The following is a 21,264-nucleotide window of genomic DNA, read 5'->3' as shown; positions in this document are numbered from 1 at the left end:
ATGCCTATGCTAGATATTAAAAATTTAACCCTAGAAATGGTCGCTGGCGACACCACCATTAAGGCGTTAGATAAGGTTAACTTAACCGTTAATACAGGTGAAATACGAGCCCTTGTAGGTGAATCTGGTTCGGGAAAAAGTTTAATTGTATCTGCTATTTGTGGTGCCCTGCCCTCGCAGTGGAGAATGACCGCAGATCGCATGAGCTGGAAAGGCGAAAATTTACTAAGCATGTCAAAATATCAGCGCCGTGAAGTGATGCGCCGAGACATTGCCGTGGTATTTCAAAACCCACAAACCAGCTTAGACCCTTCTGCCACTTTAGGTGAGCAGCTTGAAGAAAGTATTCCCGACGAGTTTGTAGAAGGTTACTGGTTTTGGCAACGGGCACAGCACAGAAAACGCATCGCCATCAGTACAGTACACAAGGTGGGAATAAAGCAGCACAGGCATTATTTAAATGCTTATCCTCACCAAATTCCAAGCGATATAGGCCAAAAGTTCATGATAGCCATGGCCTTGGTGTCTCAGCCGAAACTGTTAATTGCAGATGATCCCACCCGTGGGATGGAACCAACCACTAAAACGCAGATCCTTAAGTTATTTACCCGTTTAAACCAAACCCGTTCGTTAAGTATTTTATTTGTAAGCCATGACTTGTTGGCTATTGCCAGTATGTCGCACTCTATGACGGTACTTTACGCGGGACAAACAGTAGAATCGGGTAAAATGAAGCATATTAAAAAACGCCCGCTTCACCCGTACACCAAAGCATTGTTGGACAGCGCACCAAGCTTCAGAAAAGATTTACCACCAAAATCACAATTGCCGACATTAGGTGGCTCTATTCCTACGTTGCAGCATTTACCTATTGGGTGCCGGTTAGGCCCACGCTGCCCTCGCGCACAACGTGCCTGTGTTTCCAGACCTGCGGTAAGGCATATTCACGACCATACCTATAACTGCCACTACCCGCTGCATATGGAGAAGTTATGACAGACATTATGCAGGTAGATGGATTAACGTTTAGGCATAACGATAAGAAACGTTGGCTAAAGAAGCCGGAAATATTTGAATTGGGGCCTATCGATCTGACTGTGCAGCGTGGTGAAACCATTGCGATTATTGGTGAAAACCGCGCAGGTAAATCATTGTTAGCTAAATTACTGGTAGGCGCTATTCCTGCTGATGAAGGGGTTATTGAGCTTAATAGCCACAAATATTTAGCGAAATATAACCAGCACAACAATCAGCAAAAACGCACCCATGACATTCGCATGATATTGCAACACAGTAGTGAGTCGATGAACCCTTCTGTGCCAGTAGGAAAAGTACTCGACGAACCCCTTCGCTTAAATACAGATTTAACGGAAGCGGAACGTAAATCTCTTATTGAAGAAATGCTGACAAAAGTGGGCTTGTTACGCGAGCATTATTATTTCTATCGTCATATGTTATCTGATGGCCAACAGCAGCGTGTATCCCTCGCTCGCGCCATAATATTAAAACCGAAAGTACTTATTGCTGATGAACCGTTTGCGGCTCTTGATCCGTCAATACGCTCTCAAACGGTAAATCTTATTTTGAAGCTACAACAAGAAATGGGGTTGGCGTTTATTTTCATTAGCCATAACTTGGGAATAGTTCGACATATCGCCGATCGGGTTATTGTGATGGAAAATGGCAATATTGTAGAAGAAGGAAAAACCGAAACGATTTTTCGTTGGCCGGAGCATACGATTACTAAAAAGCTTATTTTGGCCTACCAGTCGTTAATTACGAGCAATACTATCAGTTAGCTAAGATTAATTTAAAGATGCTTGGTAATTTAAAGGTGCTTGGTAATTGATTTGAAGCTACCCTTGAAACGATTTTGACGTTACCTTATGCAGCGATTCTGACGTCATTTTTTATAACGCTTTTTACATTGTGCTTTATGCAAAAACAAAAAATGCGGCCTAGTGAAGAGGCCGCATTTTGCTTTTTATATAAGCGAGTTTACTACTCCTCGCCCTGTCGCCAATTAAATAAATTGGCTAACGTATTAGCCTACTAGCGCCAGCAAGATACCCGCGGCAACTGCTGATCCAAGTACTCCAGCTACATTCGGCCCCATGGCATGCATAAGTAGAAAGTTATGAGGGTTAGCTTCAAGTCCAACCTTATTCACAACCCTTGCAGCCATTGGTACTGCCGATACACCAGCGGCACCAATCAGTGGGTTTATCTTTCCACCACTCATACGGCTCATTAACTTAGCCATTAACACGCCAGTTGCAGTACCAATAGCGAACGCTACTGCACCTAAACCAAGAATACCCAAGGTTTCAACGGTTAAAAATTTGTCTGCAGATAGCTTTGAACCTACTGCTAGCCCTAAGAAAATAGTAACAATGTTAATCAGCTCGTTTTGTGCTGTTTTGCTAAGCCTATCTACTACACCACACTCTTTCAGTAAGTTACCAAAGCAAAACATACCCACTAGAGGCGTTGCTGAAGGCAAAAACAAGATAGTTAGGAATAGTGTAGCCAGTGGAAAGATAATCTTCTCACGTTGCGATACAGGGCGTAATTGCGCCATTTCTATGGTGCGTTCTTCTTTGCTGGTTAACGCTTTCATAATTGGAGGCTGAATAATAGGTACCAGCGCCATGTATGAATAAGCTGCTACCGCAATTGCACCTAATAAATCGGGCGCTAATCGAGAGGCTAGAAAGATAGCCGTAGGGCCATCAGCACCACCAATAATAGCAATCGCGCTGGCATCTTTGAGAGTGAACTCAAAACCAGGGATCATGTTGAGTGCAATAGCACCGAACAAGGTCGCAAAAATACCAAACTGCGCTGCGGCTCCTAACAACAACATTCTAGGATTAGCAATTAGGGCACTGAAGTCCGTCATTGCGCCCACGCCCATAAAGATAAGCAGCGGAAAAACCCCAGTGTCTATACCGATAGCATAAATGTAATGGAGTAATCCTCCCGCTTCTGAAAATCCTGCTAATGGGATATTGGTTAACAATGCACCAAACCCAATAGGGATTAACAACAGCGGTTCAAACTTTTTCACAATCGCTAAGAATAGCAACAGGAAACCTACTGCCATCATGATTAACTGGCCTGACTCAAAATGCGCCAGTGCAGTGCTGTCCCACAGCACCATCAACTTATCCATGAATTACCCCAGCGCAATAAGTGGTTGAGCACTGGCTACGGCATCGCCTTCACCCACAAGTACTTCACTAACGGTACCGGAAACAGCAGAGCGAATTTCAGTTTCCATTTTCATGGCTTCTAAAATAATCACCACATCACCTTCATTCACTACATCGCCAGCACGCACTAGTATTTTGAACACATTACCGGCTAACGGTGCGTTAATGCTTTGTGCACTTTCATTACTGGATGAGGATGCCGGCTGAGCCGCTGGCGCTGCTGTAGATGGCTGACTTGGGGTTATGCTAGATAACTCCCCTGATGCTGCTACTTCAACATGGTATACCTTGCCTTCAACTTTTACATCGTATGCCGCTGGTGCGCCGGTAGCTGAAACAGGCGTAGCCGCTGGTGCACTTGATGCTACATCAGCTTCAGTGCCAGGCGCAGGTTCAAATGCGTCAGGGTTGCCACGATTCTCAAGGAACTTCAGACCAATTTGTGGGAACAAGGCATAGGTAAGCACATCGTCAATCTTAGCATCTGATAGCGTAATACTTTTCTCTGATGCTAACTTAGTCAGCTCTGTTTCAAGGCTGTCTAGTTCAGGCGCAATATTATCTGCCGGACGACAAGTAATGGGTTGCCCACCATCTAGCACACGGTCTTGCAATTCTTTGTTCACTGGTGCAGCCGTAGCACCATATTCGCCCTTAAGGACACCCGCCGTTTCTTTGGTGATGCTCTTATAACGCTCACCAGTAAGTACGTTTAATACAGACTGCGTACCCACAATTTGTGACGTTGGAGTAACCAAAGGAATAAAGCCTAAATCTTCACGTACGCGAGGAATTTCTTTTAGTACTTCTTCAAACTTATCTTCAGCGCCTTGCTCTTTTAACTGGCTTTCCATGTTGGTCAACATGCCGCCAGGCACTTGAGCTAGTAAGATACGGGCATCAACCCCTTTCAAGCTACCTTCAAATTTACTGTATTTTTTGCGCACGCCACGGAAGTAGCCAGCGATTTCTTCGAGATCCGGTAATGACATACCCGTATCTCGTTCTGTGCCCTCAACAATAGACACCATGGTTTCAGTTGCGGTGTGACCATACGTCATACTCATTGAAGAGATGGCTGTATCAAGCATGTCGATGCCAGCATCAATGGCTTTTTGGTAAGTCGCCGTGCTTAACCCTGTAGTGGCATGACACTGCATAGCAATAGGCACATTGACGGTTTCTTTCAAACCCGTAATTAGGGCTTCACAGTCGTAAGGCTTTAACAGCCCCGCCATATCTTTTACGCAAATAGAGTGAACACCCATATCTTCAAGTTGCTTGGCCATATCTAGCCAAAGCTGAAGGTTGTGCACTGGGCTCACGGTGTAAGAGATTGTACCTTGCGCATGAGCACCGCTGTCGACGGTGGCTTTAATCGCCGTTTTCAGATTACGCATATCGTTCATGGCGTCGAAGATACGAAATACATCAACCCCGTTTTCATGTGCACGCTCAACAAAGCGTGTCACTACATCATCAGCGTAATGGCGATAGCCTAATAAATTTTGACCACGCAACAACATCTGTTGCTTCGTGTTTGGCATTGCCGCTTTAAGCTGGCGAATGCGATCCCAAGGATCTTCCCCTAAATAGCGAATACAGGAATCAAATGTCGCCCCGCCCCAAGATTCAACAGACCAAAAACCTGCTTTATCAAGTTTTTCGGCAATAGGCAGCATATCTTCTATACGCATACGCGTAGCAAGCAGCGATTGATGGGCATCACGCAAGACTAGCTCGGTTAAGGCCAGTGGCTTAGACATGGTAACTCCTGAATGATTTGTTTAATTAATTTTTATTGGTTTGACGATGAGTATGAACAGCAGCGGTGATAGCAGCAACAACGTTACCATCGACACCAGCTTGAACCGCTTTTCTTCGGGGTGCAGCGTACTGCGGTGCGGTTTCGCCCGGAAATGCTTCACAAAATTTTGCAATTAGGTGAATTCCAACGATTAACAATGCTAAGAATGAAAAAACAAATACCATTCCTATTAGCATCAGTGAGCCGGCTTCAAGCAGCAAACTGCTAACTGATTCTGATCCCATGGCGAATCCTCAAATATTTTGATGAGGAATAAGTATCACGCTCATTTATAAAACACAACCAGAAAAGCGCCAGTAATGCATAAAACCAGCCATTTATGCGAAAATCATCAAAAATTCATGCTTTTTATGCATTATGTCTAAATATTTTTTCAAACTCTTCAGGAAAGGAAAAACGAAATACACTCATTGGAAGAGGTATAACGAGAAAACCCGATAAGAGAAGTGTAAGTGGGTATTTATATTAACAAGATGGGAAAGTTAAGCAGCGAAAGCAGTTAACTAAAACGGTACTGCGCTGACCTTTCAAAGGCTAAAGGTTAACGAGTCAGGGCCTAAAAAGCTAAATATACAGAAAGAAACTAAATGTCAGGCATAAAAAAACCCACCAGATGGTGGGTTTTTTTATATGGCGCGTGTGGAAGGATTCGAACCTCCGACCGCCTGGTTCGTAGCCAGGTACTCTATCCAGCTGAGCTACACACGCGTAAACTTTTTTTACTTTAAGGTGTTATCCCCAAAGGTGACGCATTTAAAAGAAGTGGCGCGTGTGGAAGGATTCGAACCTCCGACCGCCTGGTTCGTAGCCAGGTACTCTATCCAGCTGAGCTACACACGCGCAATAAAACTTTTGTTGACCGTCACACCATCAACGAACAATGGCGGAGAGGGAGGGATTCGAACCCTCGATACCAGTATTAGGTATGGTTCCTTAGCAGGGAACTGGTTTCAGCCACTCACCCACCTCTCCTTAAGTGGTGCCGCATTTTACGGATTCACTGGCCGGAGTCAAACCTTTTTTAGATAAAAATGTTTACTCGCTGTCATTTTGTACGATTCGTACAAAAAACCTGTGTTTTGGTTAGGTTATAATCAAATTTTAGCGGGTTAATTTAAGATTGCACGCAGTAATGCGAAATGAACTTTTTTAAGAAATATCGAAAAATATCGAAAAACATCTAAATTTTTTTGAAATTAATTTTAAAAAAGGCCCAAAAACAAAAAAGGCCAGCATGAGCTGACCGATTTTTGTGCAGAAATTTGATTACTCAGCCGTTCCAGGTTGTCCACCTTTCTCAGCTTGAATTCTCATATAAATCTCTTCACGGTGCACAGAAACTTCTTTCGGTGCATTCACACCAATTCGGACCTGATTCCCTTTAACACCTAGAACAGTGACAGTTACATCATCACCAACCATAAGTGTTTCACCAACTCGACGAGTCAAAATAAGCATTCGCTTGCTCCTGTTCCTTAATACTGAACATATCCTTAATTACTCCGCCACTCATCGGCACGACCCGACAGTAGCAACAGTGATTCCATGTTTCTGTGTCACTTCAAAAACTCACTGCAAGTTTCAGATTTGATTATAGCTTATCTTCTAACCAAGCGTTAACTGAATCTAACGCTGTGCCTAGACACTCTGGCTTATCGCCACCCGCTTGAGCCATATCAGGGCGACCTCCTCCCTTTCCGCCAACTTGCGCAGCGATAAAGTTAACCAGTTCTCCTGCTTTCACTTTACCGGTAAGGTTTTTCGTCACCCCAGTGATAAGATTCACCTTATCTTCACTTGCCACACCTAGTACTACGATGCCTTCGCCAATTCGGTTTTTAATATCATCCATCATTGAACGCAGTGATTTCGCTTCAACACCTTCTAACTTAGCTATAAGTACTTTTACACCATTTATTTCAATAGCGTTACTAAGCATATCAGCACCTTGCTGACTCGCCAGTTTTTGTGTCGCAGAAGTGAGTGATTTTTCTAGTTCTTTAGTATGAGTCTGTACCGCAGCCACACGTTCAACCAAGTTTTGCGTGTCAGTTTTTAACAAACTAGACAGCTCTGTCAGCGTGGCTTGCTGGTCTTGAACATAATATAGCGCCTGCTCACCGGTAATCGCTTCTATACGGCGTACACCTGATGCTATGCCCGCTTCGCTGGTAATTTTAAACAAACCAATATCGCCAGTACGGTTAACATGGGTTCCACCACATAGCTCTACAGAGAAGGGCCCCATAGTCACTACACGTACTTTCTCATCGTACTTTTCACCGAATAACGCCATTGCGCCTGATGCTTTGGCTTCATCTAAGTCCATCAGTTGGGTTTTTAACTCATGGTTAGCTCGAATTTCTTCGTTAACTCTACGCTCAACCTGAATAAGCTGCGCGGGTGTTACTGCTTCAAAGTGAGAGAAGTCAAAACGCATACGCTGCGCTTCTACTAACGACCCTTTTTGCGTGACATGATCACCTAAGGTTTCGCGAAGTGCAGCGTGAAGTAAATGAGTCGCACTATGGTTTTTCTTCACCGCATCACGGTTTGAATTATCGATAGCAGATGTAACTCGATCACCTTTTGTGATGGTGCCTTTTACTTTTCCTTTGTGAGCGAAAGCATTACCCATTTTTTGAGTATCGGTAACGATAAACTCGCCATTCGCAACACGAAGCACCCCTTTGTCACCCGACTGACCACCGCTTTCAGCGTAGAAAGGCGTTTGGTCTAATACCACTACCCCTTCTTGACCGTCTTCTAAACGCTCACAAAAGGCGTTATCTGCAATAAGCTCTACAATGTTTGCTTCGCCTTCTACATCGCTGTATCCCGTGAAAGATGTCGTATGGTCAACCGCGAGCGTGTTGTTGTAGTCAGCACCAAAGTTACTGGCTTGTTGCGCACGAGCACGCTGTGCCTGCATAGCACTTTCAAACCCTTCCACATCGATTTTAAGGTCGTGTTCACGGGCAACATCGTTGGTGAGGTCGGTAGGGAAACCGTAAGTGTCATAAAGCTTAAACACCACGTCACCTGGAATAGTGTCACCTTCAAGAGTTTCTAGCGTGTCGTTTAGCATTGCCATACCACGGGCTAGAGTTTTGCTAAACTGCTCTTCTTCTACTCGTAGTACTTTTTCAACTACCGGTAGTTGGTCTACAAGCTCTGGATAAGCTTCGCCCATTTCTTTGCTAAGTGCTGAAGCCAGTTTGTAGAAGAAAATATCGCTGGCACCTAACTGGTAACCATGACGTACAGCACGGCGAATAATACGACGAAGTACATAGCCTCTGCCTTCGTTAGATGGCATCACACCATCACAAATTAAGAAGCTACAAGAACGAATGTGGTCAGCAATAACACGTAAAGATTTATTCTCTAAATCTTCAGTGCCTACAATTGTCGCCGCCGCTTGAATGAGGTTTTGGAACAAATCAATTTCGTAGTTGCTGTGCACGTTTTGCAAGATAGCTGAAATACGCTCAAGCCCCATACCGGTATCGATAGAAGGCTTAGGCAATGGCTCCATCGTGCCATCAGCTTGCTTGTTGTACTGCATGAATACCAGGTTCCAGATTTCGATGAAACGATCACCGTCTTCTTCTGGTGTTCCTGGAGGTCCGCCCCAAATATGGTCACCGTGGTCGTAGAATATTTCTGAACACGGACCACATGGCCCTGTATCACCCATAGACCAGAAATTATCTGATGTACTGATGCGAATAATTTTTTCTTTAGGCACACCAATGTGGTTTTCCCAAATATCAAAGGCTTCCTCGTCTTCTGAATACACGGTAACCAGGAGCTTTTCTTTTGGTAGGCCAATTTCTGATGTTAAGAAATTCCACGCAAACTCAATGGCTTCTTTTTTAAAATAATCACCAAAGCTGAAGTTACCTAGCATTTCAAAGAAAGTATGGTGGCGGGCAGTATAACCAACGTTTTCTAAATCGTTATGCTTACCACCAGCACGAACACAGCGCTGAGAAGAAACCGCACGGGTGTAGCTGCGTTTTTCCGCACCTAAAAACGTATCTTTAAACTGGTTCATTCCCGCGTTAGTAAAAAGAAGGGTTGGATCATCTGCTGGTACGAGAGACGAGCTAGCCACAGGCTGGTGACCATGACTCTTGAAATAATCTTTAAACTTTTGGCGTAAGTCAGCAGTTGATAATGTCATTGAAAACCTAACTTCCTTAATACATTGAATGAGAATGTGCGAGATTGATGCTACTGGCCGATTAATCGTTAGATTAACTTTTCTAAGATTAACCTTACTAATAACCGCCTAGTTGTTTATGCATTTCATACCCTCGCACGGATGTGCGCAACAATACCATGGTTAGCGCTTTTTTGTTAAGCCCATAGCCTGCTCTAGCATTATAAATAAGCCCTTTTATACCCGTTATAAAGGGCATAAATGAATTTTATGCGATTTTTATTCACCCTTAACGGCAAATTCGATGTGTTCGCTATAGAAACCACGGTATTGAAGAAACTGCTTTTGCTTCATCAGCAGCTTGAAATCGGTTTCTTGAAACGGGCCGAACTTTTTATCTTTAACCCATTTCGCTTTTTCGAACCAATCAGGTTCTATTTCATCAAGGGCACGTTCAGCCGCAATTTCATCAACACCGTATTGCTGTAAATCGAGTTTGATTTTTCTAGGGCCAGAGCCCTTCATATACAAAGCGCGGGCACGACTTTCAGCAAAGCGTTCATCACTTTGAATATCAGCTTCTCGAAAGGCTTCCAGCACGGGCATAAAAGCCTCACTTTCAATGCCTTTTTGGGAAAGCTTGCGGCAAACTTCTGAAAAGCTATGCTCTCGTCGTGCAAGCATGCGGGTAATCGCGTCGGTAATGAATTTTCTGTCAAATTCTGACATTTTATTAATCGAAACCTTCTTAAAATACTTTTCAATCTCGTTATATTACTATTAATGGTAATCTTTAGCGTCGTTGAACGAAAGTGAATAAAGTAAACGTGAGCATGGAATATAAGGTAAAAGTTGTCAGTGCGGTGTCGGATGTTCCCCAAGCTACATGGGATGACCTTGCTAGAGGCGAAGGCCCTTTCTTACGTTACGACTTTTTAAATGCGTTAGAACAAAGTGGATGCTGCAATGAAGCTTCTGGTTGGATACCGCAACATCTTGTCATTGAAAAAGCTTCTGTAGCTGACCAATGCCATGCAAATGACCGAGCGCCTCTATCTGACCAATCGCTTATAACTGAACAAGCCCTTGCAAATGATCAAGCCTCGTCTAACGAAGAAGCATTCTCTGCATCAGATGAAAGTACGGTAATCGCCATTATTCCCGGTTATTTAAAAACCCACAGCTATGGCGAATACGTGTTTGACCATTCATGGGCCAATGCATACCACCAGCATGGTATTCCTTATTATCCGAAGTGGATTGCCGCAATCCCCTTTACGCCCGTTACCGGATCACGAATATTAACCCGTGAAGAGGCATCATTTAACGAAGCGCTTATAACACTCATTTCTGATACCGTGCAATCGATTGGCGAAGAGACCGTCTCTTCCTGCCATTGGCTATTTACCGATGCCCGCACGCAAAGAATCCTCGGCAATAACTCAGATTTTCTCACTCGATACGCTGTTCAATTTCAATGGCATAATTATCAATACACCAATTTCGACAGCTTTTTAAATGCGCTGACCTCGCGCAAACGTCGTGACATGAAAAAAACACAACGAAAGCTTGTTGAACAAGGTATCCATTATCGCCATTTATGTGGGAATGAAATCACCGATGAGGTACTCGATTTCTTCTTGCAGTGCTACCAAGCAACGTATTTAAAACGTAGCGGCCACACAGGCTATTTGAATGAGGCATTTTTTCATCAGTTGCGCGATACCATGGCCAACAATATGCTTATTATCACTGCGTTTAAGCATGATTGCCCGATGGCCAGTGCGTTGTTTTTTTATGATGACTCGGGGTTATATGGCAGATACTGGGGGGCATTAGAGGAAGTCAGCGGACTACATTTTGCGTGTTGTTACTTTGAAGGCATTGCGTTTGCGATAGAGAAAAAGCTTCCACTTTTTAACCCTGGCACTCAAGGCGAGCATAAGATTCTCCGGGGGTTTGAACCTATTTACTGCCAGTCGCAACATCAACTGTTTTCGGCCCCCTTTCATGATGCTGTAGCGTCATTTTTACAACAAGAATCAGAACATATTGTTGCGTATTTCAATCAAGCCCAAGATGTTTTACCTTTTAATAACGATATAACACCTACCCTTAAAACGACAAACACCCCTAACCCTTTGTTAGCGGTGAATAATCATAATGAGAAAACGATATGAAACAAAAACTACTCGCGCTAGCCATAGCAGCATCGCTAGGCTTAGCTGGCTGTGGTCAGCCAGAACAAAATAAACAACAAGCTGCTGACAAGATGGCAATGGAAGAAGAGCAAGGTCAAGCTGAACTAGGTTCATTTGGCGTAGACTTATCTGCCCGAAACGAAGCCGTTAAACCTGGCGACGACTTCTTCATGTACGCTGGCGGTACCTGGTACGACAATTATGAGCTTCCTGCCGATAAAACCCGATTCGGTGCCTTCACTGCCCTTGCTGAGCGCAGTGAAGAACAGGTCAAAAATATTATTGACGGGTTAATGGAAAAAGAAGACTTGAACGCTGATGAGCAGCTAGTTCATGATTTTTTCGTGTCTTATATGGATGTCGAAACCCTTAACGAAAAAGGGCTTACGCCGATTTCTGATGTGTTGTCATCTATTGATGCTATTGCATCAACCAAAGACTTAACTGAAGTATTTGGTAAAAGTTGGCTCACCGGTGCGAGTTCTCCTATTGATACTGGCATGTGGTACAACCGTTTAGATCCGAATGAGTACCAGCTTAGCGTTGGTGTGGGCGGCCTTAGCTTACCTGATCGCGATTACTACATTAGCGATCATGAAAGGTTCGTGAAAATTCGCGAAGCTTACTTGGCGCACATCGAACAAATGTTGAACTTTGCGGGCGTAGAAAATGCCGCTGAACAAGCTGCCACCATTCTTAAGCTTGAAACTGAGATAGCAAACATTCAGTGGCCTCGTGAGAAACGTCGCGACCGCGACCTTACATTAAATCAAATTGAGCGCAGCAAACTTACTGATGCTTATCCTCAATTTGATTGGGACACATTTTTAGCCCAAACCGGCTTTAAAGCGCCTGAACTTAACATCACCCAGCCTGAACCCATCAATGATGTTATTGATATTATCAATGAAACCAGCCTTGATGATTGGAAGGCTTACTTGACTTACCACACCATTAAAAACAATGCAGGCTTACTATCAGAAGATATTTATCTGGCCAACTTTGATTTTTATGGCACAACGTTAAGTGGTCAGCAGGAGCCTCGCCCTCGCTGGAAGCGTGCCGTAAGCCAAATGGCTGGTACTGAGTCTTTAGGGTTTGCCATTGGTAAGATATACGTTACTGAGTACTTCCCTGAAAGTTCGAAAGCACAAATGGCCGAGCTGGTTGAAAATTTACGTACGGCACTGAACGAACGTATCGATAACCTAGATTGGATGAGTGAAGACACCAAAGTTAATGCGAAAGAAAAGCTGATGGCGTTTCGCCCTAAGATTGGCTACCCAGACAAATGGCAATCTTTCGATGGCTTAACCATCAACAGTGATGACTTGCTAGGAAACGTGCGTAACCTTAGAGAGTTTTTCAAAGCTGAAGGTATTGCGAAAGAGCTAGAAAAAACCGACCGTGAGCGTTGGGGCATGACGCCACAACGTGTTAACGCGTATTACAACAGTTCGTTTAACGAAATTGTTTTCCCTGCCGCTATTCTTCAGCCGCCGTTTTTCGATCCTAATGCTGATGCTGCAGTAAACTATGGTGCAATTGGCGCTGTTATTGGCCATGAAATGGGTCATGGTTTTGACGATCAGGGTTCAAAGTCTGATGCTAACGGTATTCAGCGTAACTGGTGGACTGACGAAGACCGCGCTGCATTTGAGAAAAAAGCCGATATGCTGGCCGAGCAATACAACCAATACGAGCCGATTGAAGGTAACTTCGTTAATGGTCGTAACAGCTTAGGCGAAAACATTGGTGATGTAGGTGGTTTGTCTATGGCTTATCATGCTTACAAACTAAGCTTAAATGGTGAAGAAGCGCCGGTTATTGATGGCCTAACTGGCGATCAACGTTTCTTCCTTGCATGGGCGCAAGTGTGGCGTGAAAAGCGTACTGAGGAAAGCATGTTGAACCAGCTACGTGGTGGAACGCATGCTCCAGGTCGTTACCGTGCGCAAGCACCACGAAACCACGATGCTTGGTACGAAGCTTTTAACGTTCAACCTGGCGATGATTTGTATCTTGAGCCAGAAGAACGAGTTCGTATTTGGTAATGTTAGTGGATACCCATGCGGACGCTTTGTCCGTGTGGGCTTCTTTGATGACAATATTTGTATTTGCAGCTTTTATAGTTAAAGGCTTTTAACCCCACACTCCCGACTACCACGCCGCTTTTATTGATATTGTGATAGCACCAATCGTACATAACGCTTCACCGCGTTACTCGTCCTAATCACATTTTCCTTATTATTTTGCTTTTCACCTTCAAGGGCATTGCGTAACCAAAAACCATCTATCATGGCTGCGGTAGACAACGCTGCCTCTTTGGCATGCTCCCTAGGAATAAGGTTTGCAAAACTATAGGTTAAGTTACTTTCTAACCGTTTGTGGTTTATTCGTTGAAGACGGTGTAAGCCTTTATTGTGCAATGATAACGCCCAAAAATTCAGCCATGTATTGGTGGCTGAGGATTCTTGCTGTTCACCGGAAAAATTGCTTTCAATAATGGCGTCTAAGCGCTCTAAATGGCTGCTAAAATTACCCTGCAGTTTCAACTTTTCTAACAGGTATCGCATAGCGGCTTCAATTAGCCCCTGTTTATCACCAAAATAATGGCTAATAATACCGGTTGAAAGACCCGCTTGTTTACTAATTAAACTAATGGTGGCGCTGTGAAACCCGTGCTCAGCTATGACCACCAAGGTGGCATCGATTAGCTGCTGCTTTCGAATGGGCTCCATTCCTACTTTAGGCATGTAACTGCTCCATACCGTATGAGCCGCTGCAACGCACTTTTCATGTACGTTGCAACAACCCGTCTTACAGTGAATTAAAACGTTAAACGTGCATTGATGGCGACTGCGCGTGGCGCACCTATCCAAAATGCGTTAGGGGCGATGGTAGAAGCATAATCCTCATCTAGCACATTGTTTACGGTTAGGCGAACTTCAAGCTCTTCCATGCCTTGACCTATATTGCTAATGTATCCACCAATATAAAGGTCGCTAACCAAATAGTCATCTACTTCAGCGGTATTGTAAATATCGATGAAACGAGAGTCGACATACTTTGTCGATATACCGGCGAAATAATTGTTTTTACTCCAATCTAGGCTAATAACAGCCATGGTATCTGGCGTACCTATCACCGTATTCCCTTTTACTGCTACCAATGAAGATTCAGAGTTTGTGGTATCTGCAATAGCGGCTTGGGCATTGGCTAGTGAGTCGTACTGGGTACCTGTGCCACCAATGGTTTCAATGTATTCCGATTCACTTAATGTTAGCGAGGTAAATACAGTAAGGTTGTCGGTAATCGCAAAGTCAGCAGACATTTCAAAACCGCTAGACTCAATCCCCCCTACATTTCGATATCCACCTGCCGCGGCTTCTAAAAAGTCGATACCACTAGCAGTTTCATTGCTGGTGAATTGAATGCGGTTATTAAACTCAATGGTGTAGTATGTAATATTGGCATTGAATTTAGCACTTGAATAACGAAGACCTACATCAATATTCTCTGCAGTTTCTGGTTCAATAAAGCGCAAGTCCGTATCGTCACGCTCAAGTTGTGCGTCTTTTATTGATGCGAAGTTTTCACCGTAGCCAGCGAACAGTTCCAACCCATCTATGGCGATAGGTGCTACAAAGCCAGCAGAAAATAGCGTGTCTGAATCAGAATTAACGTCAAGGTTATTAGCGCTGTCGAAGTTGTCGTTCTTAGCAATATCAACATTAAAGCGCTTAGCGCCTAGACGTACTTTCGCTATTCCAAAATCAATTTCGTCTTCTACGTAATACATTAAGGTATCAATAGGGAAACTGCGATCATACTGCACCCAGTAAGGCGAGTTATTAAAATCGTAACCAATCGCCGAATCAGTGATTTTGTGCCAATCTCGGTATTCATCACGCTCATAATCTTCCCACCACAATCCAAAGCGAAGCGTATTATCGAACTCGCCTAACTTGGCATACCAGATGCCATCTGCATTAAAACCAAGGCGCTCTTTGTTGTAATGTGTGTGTCGGTACGAGCCAACTGGAATTGCACCTTGTTCGTGACAGCTTGGGTCGTACTCGGCCCCTGCCCCGCCATAAGGAAAGGTAATTGAACTTGCACAGCCAGCAATAGGAGAAAGCTGCATGCCATCGCGGTCTACAAAGTAGATATTACCAAGTGCACTACCACCATAGACCGTGTTTCCGTTGACCAACTCTGAGTGACCGTCAGCGCCGTCATCTTTTACGTCTACAAGATACGGTGGCACCCAATCACCACGTCCTTCGTTTTCGTGATAATAGACACTTGTCGACATATCGACGGCGCCAATAGAAAACTCTGCTTTCAAGTAAGCTAATAGATTTTCACGTAAAGTAGACCAGCCACGACGATAAGATTGGTCTTGATAGGGGATACCGGTCCATTCACTGGTGAGCTGATCCCAGTCCGGGTTTTGCGCATATTGCTCTAGGCTATAAATTCGTTGGTAATTTTCTTCATGGGTATCGTCATATGACACATAGCCGGTTAGCGCAACGTCTTCCACCATAGAGGTTACTTTCAACGCCAGGTGATCACGGGTATTTTCAGCCACTTGATCCATGAAGTCGCTGCTTTCTTGTGTAGATAGACTGATCCACGCGTACGTATCTTTTAAGATTTCGCCGGTGTCATAACGCACGTAGTATTTTGAAGCATCAAACTCCCCCGCCGTCACGCTCACGACAAAGCCTTCTTCATCGCTCGGATTAATAGTCGTAAAGTTTAGCGTACCGCCTAGCGCTTCATGAGAGCGAGAGGCAATATCAGACGTACCTTGTGATACTTCTATGGTTTGTAGGTTTTCAGTATCAATATAGCGGTTTGCTTTAGCACCGCCGCCATAATTCGAGTTGCCGTTGGCAATACCATCTACCGTCATACCGATTTGCTGTTCATTAAGGTTAACTTGAAAACCACGAATAACAATAGAAGTAGACCAATCATCGGCCCCAAAGGTATCACCTTCGTTAATTAGCACACCCGGTAAGTTATCTACCACGGCAAGCACACTGCTTAAATTTGCTTGCTGTTTTTGCATGTCGTCAGAAGCCGCGTTATTGGCGTATGACACACTTCGCCCAACAACCGTAATTTCTTCTATTTCATTTGATTTATCTTCGGCAATAGCTTCTGCATGGCTATTTGAAACACCTGATAATCCGGCAAGTACACTAAGTGCAATAAGATGGTAACGCGTCATGTGTATGTTTCCCTTTTTAATAGTTTGAGTGCTTTTCACTCAATCAGCTTAAAAAGCGGATGTGACAGTTACGTTAAGTTAAATTGAACATTCAATTAATAAAAAATGACAGATTATGAAAAAAGCACAAAAAAAAGCCCTTCGCGAGAAGGGCTTTTATTAAATACACTTAATTATCATGAAGTTAAGATTGCGATACAGCGTTAAAATTAACTTCTGGATTCGGTGATTCCGTCACTTTTTTTTTCGCATAAAGTAATGCGTCGTGCAAGTTATCGTAAATAACGATACCTGGATGGTTAACACAGATGCTCTCTAGCACTTCGTTCACCGCGGCATTAGCACCGCAAATCACTAGTTGTCTACCTGCCGCCATAGCATCCACAGTTACCGTTTCTACCGCCATTGCCGCAGACACATCCACAGTAGGCACACGGGTGAAATCTAAGATCATCACCTTAGAACCTACTTTTACGTTGTCTCTTACATGGTGACCTACATCAGCAGCGGCACCAAAACTTAACGGACCGCCGAAGCTGAAGATAGAGACCTTGTCTTTAAGCGACTCAAGTAACGCATTCTCTTCAGGATCGTTAAGCGACTCAGGAATTTTACGAAGCTCTTCAAGTTGTAAGTGAGCAACTTGACGGACGTAAGCTAACGCAGCAAATACCACGCCCACCCCCACAGCAGTGATTAGGTCAACAAACACAGTAAGTGCAAGTACCAAAATCATCAAACCGAAATCCCAGCGAGGACCTTTGTGAGCGCGCTTTAAGTAGCTCCAATCAATAATGTCTAAACCGACTTTAACCAAAATACCGGCTAGTACAGCATGAGGGATTTTCGCCGCAAGTGGGCTAAGACCCAACACAATCGCAAGTAATACCAATGCGTGGACCATACCCGAAATACGGTCTTTACCACCGCTGCGAATATTCACAACCGTTCGCATGGTGGCACCAGCCCCAGCAATACCGCCAATGAAACCCGCTACAGTGTTACCAATACCCTGACCGATTAGCTCTCTATTGCTATCGTGGCGGGTACGGGTCATGTTGTCGGCAACCAATGAGGTCAATAAACTATCGATAGCACCTAGAATCGCAAGAATAAACGCAGCTTCTAAGATTAATAATGCTGTACCTTGCTCGAATACTGGCATTTGGATGCTAGGTAAACCTGTTGGGATTTGACCTAAAATAGGCACAGATAACGCTAAGCTTGCAAGCGTACCGATGATAAGTGCTGCTAGCGCACCGGGTACATATTTACCTAATGATGCTGGCCATTTGTAGGCAATAATTAGTGTACCAATACCTAAACCTAGGGTGGCAAAATTAATATCTGCAAGCGCAGTTGGTAAATAACTTAATGCACCAATAGTACCGCCTGGAGGCTCATGCCCTAAAAGACGACCTAATTGTAGAATAATAATAATGGCACCTATACCCGACATAAAGCCCGATATAACAGGGTATGGTACTAACCGGATGTATTCTCCAACCTTTAAGAAGCCGAAGATAATCTGAAAAATACCGGCAAGTATAACTGCGGTAAAGATCAAGCTTGCATCACCAGATAGGCTAGCAAACAAACCGGCTAATACCACCACCATAGGCCCAGTTGGCCCAGAAATTTGTGACGGCGTACCACCAAACAATGCGGCGAAGAAACCTACCGCAATGGCGCCATAAAGACCGGCCATCGGGCCAAGTCCTGAGGCTACCCCTAGCGCCAAGGCTAGCGGTAAAGCAACAATACCGGCGGTTAAACCACCGGTAATGTCACCACGTAAATTACTTACATTTAACTTAAACATGGAATGTTTCCTAAGTTCTTAACGCGCAAAAGTGCTTAGCGTGCAAGCTGCGCTTCTGCGTGAGATTGATCCATTACCTCAAACTCACCAGACTCGCTGTTGTAGCACAACACTTCGCCACTACCTATATTATAAACCCAACCATGAAGAGTAACTTGTTTGTTCGCAATTTTTGCGGCAACAGCAGGATGTGTACGTAAATGCTGAATTTGCTGTACCACGTTTTCTTTTGTTACATCTTCTAAATGATCGTGGGTTAGTTCAGAACAACCACTACGCTCTTTAACAACTTCAGTCGCAGCACGACAATGGCCTAGCCACTCTTTAACATGAGGCAATGAAGCAAGCCCTTCAGGCTTTAAAGCGCCTTTCATTGCGCCACAATCTGTGTGCCCGCAAACAACGATATGCGTAACGCCCAATGCTGCAACAGCAAATTCGATTGAGGCGGTCATACCACCTGTTTGGTTGCTATGCGGAGGCACGATGTTGCCTGCGTTACGACAGATAAACAGTTCGCCTGGTTCGGTTTGCGTCACCAAGTTAGGATCGATACGAGAGTCTGAACACGTGATGAAAAGCACTTCTGGGTTCTGACCATTCGCCAGCTTTTGGAAGGCCGCTTTTTTTCCCGGATAAACTTCCTTCTGGAATTTAGCAACACCCGAAATTACGTGATCCATAAATTTCTCCATTAAATAATAATTATTGTCTTTTACTGTCGACACCAGTGTCGCCTGATAGATTAATAGTTTAATATACTAGTTCGTGATAGCTCTTAACTATCACGCTATTTGAATTATAAAATTAAGGCGACGTAATCACCATGTTACTGAACGGTAAAACTCCATCGATTAACCAAATTCGTTATTTTGTTGCGGTAGCTAAATACCTAAGCTTTCGGCAAGCGGCCACAAGCCTAGGTATTAGTCAGCCCACATTAACGAGCCAAATTAATACTCTTGAAACGAGTCTAGACTTAGTGTTGTTCGAACGTTCGCGAACTGGCACCTTATTATCGCCCCAAGGAAAAGCACTTTTCGAAGCGGCCGAAGAAGTGCTACAAGCTAATCACCGTTTCAATGAAATTGCGCGGGACCTGGCTGAAGGTGAAGTGGTTACCTTCAGGCTTGGTATTCCCCCTACTCTCGGCCCTTATTTGTTGCCCCATATTTTGCCTGAGTTACATCAGCGCAAGCCGGGACTACGTTTCTACGTGCGAGAAGCTGCACCGCAGGCGCTACAACATGGATTGCTGCATGGCGAGTACGATTTAATTATCTCACCACTTTCCAGTGAATATTCGCAGCTAATAACCGAGCCGTTATTTAACGAACCCCTTAAATTTGTTGTGCCTTCCGATCATCATCTTGCTGGGAATGCCTTTGTGCGCCCTGAACAAATAGCCGGAGAAAGAGTACTCACATTAGAAGATAGACACCATTTTCATCATCAAGTGCAACATATTTGCGACGAAATTGGCGCAAACCTGCAACGGGACTACGAAGGAACAAGCTTAGATACACTGCGACAAATGGTAGTAATGGGTATGGGGGTAGCATTTTTGCCGGGGCTATATATACATTCAGAGTTGCATCACCCCGAGGCACTTCATGTTTGTGAAATAGAAGGTATGCCCATTGAAAGACAGCACTCCTTAGCGTGGAGAAATACCGCACCAGGACGCAAAACCTTTAGAGAAATTACTTCTGTGATCAGGGATATTATCGGTAACCGACTTTCAACCGCGGTAGATGTCATTCACGGTTAATCACGTGTTTACGTTTCTACACTTATCGCAATTTACCTAATTAGCATGGCAAAACTGATTAAAAATAATGGTATATTTACGTTAATACATGAGCAACATTCATAAATTATGATTGAACGTCAGCATCTTAAGATTATTAACGCTATTCATAAACACGGCACCATGACGGAAGCAGCCAAGTCGTTGTTCGTTACTCAGTCAGCGCTTAGTCATTCGATGAAAAAACTAGAAGCGAGCTTTTCGTTGCCGCTTTGGCAAAAAGAAGGTCGAACATTAGTGCTGACTCAAGCAGGTAAAAGCTTGGTGGGGTTATCTCAACGTGTACTGCCTCAATTCGAGCACACCGAGGCACAGCTTCGCCGTATGGCAGAAGGGAAGCAAGGTATATTGCGTATTGGGATGGAATGCCACCCTTGTTTCGAATGGTTGCTAAAAGTAGTTGCGCCTTTTTTAAAGGCCTTCCCCGATGTAGACGTTGATGTAAGACGAGCATTTTCATTCGGTGGCTTACAAGCCTTACACGGCTACGACATTGATTTATTACTCACACCCGATCCATTACATGTAGATGCGATTAATTACACCGGCGTATTAGATTACGAACAAGTATTAGTAATGCACAAAGAACATCCTTTGGCTAAATGTGCCTATATCAAGCCTTCGCAATTGGCCAATGAAGTGGTGATCACCTATCCGGTAGAAACTAATAGACTGGATATTTTTTCTGGGTTTCTTACTCCTGCTGGTGCGAGCGTAAAACAACACAGAACCATTGAAACCACAGAAATTATTTTGCAAATGGTGGCAGCTGGGCGCGGTGTTACCGCATTACCGAAATGGCTAGTTGAAGAAGCGAAAGAATCTGATGTGTTAACGTATAAGCCCTTAGGTGAAAAGGGCTTACAAAAAACCTTATATTTGGGCCACCGAAAAGAGGTTGACCCAATTGGGTTTGTTGACGAATTTATCTCGTTGGCCAAGGCAACCGTGTTGCCTAAATGAACAGATAGCCGC

At 44.0% G+C, this 21,264-nt stretch carries 16 protein-coding genes and 3 tRNA genes; 6 read left to right on the top strand and 13 right to left on the bottom strand.

Going from position 1 to position 21,264, the window contains the following annotated elements; genetic code table 11:
* Positions 1–996, top strand: coding sequence for an oligopeptide/dipeptide ABC transporter ATP-binding protein (locus tag J8L84_RS13725; RefSeq protein ID WP_211071184.1), 996 nt, complete (start codon positions 1–3; stop codon positions 994–996).
* Positions 993–1,799, top strand: coding sequence for an ATP-binding cassette domain-containing protein (locus J8L84_RS13720; protein WP_211071183.1), 807 nt, complete (start codon positions 993–995; stop codon positions 1,797–1,799). Before J8L84_RS13725 ends, J8L84_RS13720 begins: the two co-directional genes overlap by 4 nt.
* A 245-nt stretch (positions 1,800–2,044) precedes the next feature.
* On the opposite strand, the gene J8L84_RS13715 is transcribed toward J8L84_RS13720, so the two are convergent.
* The 9 genes from J8L84_RS13715 to J8L84_RS13675 form a co-directional block, all read right to left on the bottom strand.
* Positions 2,045–3,175 carry a sodium ion-translocating decarboxylase subunit beta gene (locus J8L84_RS13715; protein ID WP_057793242.1) on the bottom strand — a complete coding sequence of 377 codons (1,131 nt, stop codon included), beginning with the start codon at positions 3,173–3,175 and terminating at the stop codon, positions 2,045–2,047.
* A gap of 3 nt (positions 3,176–3,178) precedes the next feature.
* A complete protein-coding gene (oadA, locus tag J8L84_RS13710; protein WP_211071182.1) occupies positions 3,179–4,981 on the bottom strand; it encodes a sodium-extruding oxaloacetate decarboxylase subunit alpha in 1,803 nt (600 codons plus the stop codon).
* Positions 4,982–5,006: 25 nt separating this feature from the next.
* On the bottom strand, positions 5,007–5,267 hold the full coding sequence (locus J8L84_RS13705) for an OadG family transporter subunit (protein ID WP_211071181.1): 261 nt from the start codon (positions 5,265–5,267) through the stop codon (positions 5,007–5,009).
* Between the two features lie 407 nt (positions 5,268–5,674).
* Positions 5,675–5,751 (bottom strand) — tRNA-Arg (locus J8L84_RS13700).
* A 55-nt stretch (positions 5,752–5,806) separates the two neighbouring features.
* A tRNA-Arg gene (locus J8L84_RS13695) sits at positions 5,807–5,883 on the bottom strand.
* Positions 5,884–5,924: 41 nt separating this feature from the next.
* Positions 5,925–6,015 (bottom strand) — tRNA-Ser (locus tag J8L84_RS13690).
* Positions 6,016–6,309: 294 nt separating this feature from the next.
* Positions 6,310–6,501, bottom strand: a complete 192-nt coding sequence (gene csrA, locus J8L84_RS13685) for a carbon storage regulator CsrA (protein ID WP_013785064.1) — start codon at positions 6,499–6,501, stop codon at positions 6,310–6,312.
* A 133-nt stretch (positions 6,502–6,634) separates the two neighbouring features.
* Positions 6,635–9,232, bottom strand: a complete 2,598-nt coding sequence (gene alaS, locus J8L84_RS13680; protein ID WP_211071180.1) for an alanine--tRNA ligase — start codon at positions 9,230–9,232, stop codon at positions 6,635–6,637.
* 258 nt (positions 9,233–9,490) lie between these two features.
* A complete protein-coding gene (locus tag J8L84_RS13675; RefSeq protein WP_211071179.1) occupies positions 9,491–9,940 on the bottom strand; it encodes a regulatory protein RecX in 450 nt (149 codons plus the stop codon).
* 83 nt (positions 9,941–10,023) lie between these two features.
* On the opposite strand from J8L84_RS13675, the gene J8L84_RS13670 reads away from it, so the two are divergent.
* Both J8L84_RS13670 and J8L84_RS13665 read left to right on the top strand, forming a co-directional pair.
* The gene (locus J8L84_RS13670) at positions 10,024–11,391 is read left to right on the top strand and encodes a GNAT family N-acetyltransferase (protein WP_348771835.1); all 1,368 of its coding nucleotides are present in this window, start codon (positions 10,024–10,026) and stop codon (positions 11,389–11,391) included.
* On the top strand, positions 11,388–13,466 hold the full coding sequence (locus tag J8L84_RS13665; RefSeq protein WP_211071178.1) for a M13 family metallopeptidase: 2,079 nt from the start codon (positions 11,388–11,390) through the stop codon (positions 13,464–13,466). Before J8L84_RS13670 ends, J8L84_RS13665 begins: the two co-directional genes overlap by 4 nt.
* 120 nt (positions 13,467–13,586) lie before the next feature.
* Here the strand turns inward: J8L84_RS13665 and betI are convergent, their stop codons facing one another.
* The 4 genes from betI to J8L84_RS13645 all read right to left on the bottom strand — a co-directional run bounded on the left by betI (position 13,587) and on the right by J8L84_RS13645 (position 19,162).
* Positions 13,587–14,168 (bottom strand): transcriptional regulator BetI, encoded by a 582-nt coding sequence (gene betI / locus J8L84_RS13660; RefSeq protein WP_211071177.1) that lies wholly within the window; start codon positions 14,166–14,168, stop codon positions 13,587–13,589.
* Positions 14,169–14,242: 74 nt separating this feature from the next.
* Positions 14,243–16,657: a TonB-dependent receptor gene (locus J8L84_RS13655; protein ID WP_211071176.1), complete on the bottom strand. Its 2,415-nt coding sequence runs from the start codon at positions 16,655–16,657 to the stop codon at positions 14,243–14,245.
* A gap of 184 nt (positions 16,658–16,841) precedes the next feature.
* Positions 16,842–18,479 (bottom strand): SulP family inorganic anion transporter, encoded by a 1,638-nt coding sequence (locus J8L84_RS13650; protein WP_211071175.1) that lies wholly within the window; start codon positions 18,477–18,479, stop codon positions 16,842–16,844.
* Positions 18,480–18,514: 35 nt separating this feature from the next.
* Positions 18,515–19,162: a carbonic anhydrase gene (locus J8L84_RS13645; RefSeq protein ID WP_211071174.1), complete on the bottom strand. Its 648-nt coding sequence runs from the start codon at positions 19,160–19,162 to the stop codon at positions 18,515–18,517.
* A 143-nt stretch (positions 19,163–19,305) separates the two neighbouring features.
* On the opposite strand from J8L84_RS13645, the gene J8L84_RS13640 reads away from it, so the two are divergent.
* Together J8L84_RS13640 and J8L84_RS13635 are read left to right on the top strand one after the other, a co-directional pair.
* Complete coding sequence (locus J8L84_RS13640; protein WP_211071173.1) at positions 19,306–20,250, top strand: hydrogen peroxide-inducible genes activator; 945 nt, start codon at positions 19,306–19,308, stop codon at positions 20,248–20,250.
* 108 nt (positions 20,251–20,358) lie between these two features.
* Positions 20,359–21,252: a LysR family transcriptional regulator gene (locus tag J8L84_RS13635; RefSeq protein ID WP_211071172.1), complete on the top strand. Its 894-nt coding sequence runs from the start codon at positions 20,359–20,361 to the stop codon at positions 21,250–21,252.
* Positions 21,253–21,264 lie beyond the last annotated feature (12 nt).

This window comes from Alteromonas sp. MMG017 (assembly GCF_018100795.1).
Lineage (GTDB): Bacteria > Pseudomonadota > Gammaproteobacteria > Enterobacterales > Alteromonadaceae > Alteromonas.
The sequence above is the reverse complement of the archived record's forward strand: the minus strand, read 5'-3'. Positions and strand labels throughout refer to the sequence as shown.

What these genes read in the sequence shown, in the direction of transcription:
- J8L84_RS13725 (WP_211071184.1), top strand. Translation starts at nt 1, where the DNA reads ATGCCTATGCTAGATATTAAAAATTTAACCCTAGAAATGGTCGCTGGC.
- J8L84_RS13720 (WP_211071183.1), top strand. Translation starts at nt 993, where the DNA reads ATGACAGACATTATGCAGGTAGATGGATTAACGTTTAGGCATAACGAT.
- J8L84_RS13715 (WP_057793242.1), bottom strand. Translation starts at nt 3,175, where the DNA reads ATGGATAAGTTGATGGTGCTGTGGGACAGCACTGCACTGGCGCATTTT.
- oadA (WP_211071182.1), bottom strand. Translation starts at nt 4,981, where the DNA reads ATGTCTAAGCCACTGGCCTTAACCGAGCTAGTCTTGCGTGATGCCCAT.
- J8L84_RS13705 (WP_211071181.1), bottom strand. Translation starts at nt 5,267, where the DNA reads ATGGGATCAGAATCAGTTAGCAGTTTGCTGCTTGAAGCCGGCTCACTG.
- csrA (WP_013785064.1), bottom strand. Translation starts at nt 6,501, where the DNA reads ATGCTTATTTTGACTCGTCGAGTTGGTGAAACACTTATGGTTGGTGAT.
- alaS (WP_211071180.1), bottom strand. Translation starts at nt 9,232, where the DNA reads ATGACATTATCAACTGCTGACTTACGCCAAAAGTTTAAAGATTATTTC.
- J8L84_RS13675 (WP_211071179.1), bottom strand. Translation starts at nt 9,940, where the DNA reads ATGTCAGAATTTGACAGAAAATTCATTACCGACGCGATTACCCGCATG.
- J8L84_RS13665 (WP_211071178.1), top strand. Translation starts at nt 11,388, where the DNA reads ATGAAACAAAAACTACTCGCGCTAGCCATAGCAGCATCGCTAGGCTTA.
- betI (WP_211071177.1), bottom strand. Translation starts at nt 14,168, where the DNA reads ATGCCTAAAGTAGGAATGGAGCCCATTCGAAAGCAGCAGCTAATCGAT.
- J8L84_RS13655 (WP_211071176.1), bottom strand. Translation starts at nt 16,657, where the DNA reads ATGACGCGTTACCATCTTATTGCACTTAGTGTACTTGCCGGATTATCA.
- J8L84_RS13650 (WP_211071175.1), bottom strand. Translation starts at nt 18,479, where the DNA reads ATGTTTAAGTTAAATGTAAGTAATTTACGTGGTGACATTACCGGTGGT.
- J8L84_RS13645 (WP_211071174.1), bottom strand. Translation starts at nt 19,162, where the DNA reads ATGGATCACGTAATTTCGGGTGTTGCTAAATTCCAGAAGGAAGTTTAT.
- J8L84_RS13640 (WP_211071173.1), top strand. Translation starts at nt 19,306, where the DNA reads ATGTTACTGAACGGTAAAACTCCATCGATTAACCAAATTCGTTATTTT.
- J8L84_RS13635 (WP_211071172.1), top strand. Translation starts at nt 20,359, where the DNA reads ATGATTGAACGTCAGCATCTTAAGATTATTAACGCTATTCATAAACAC.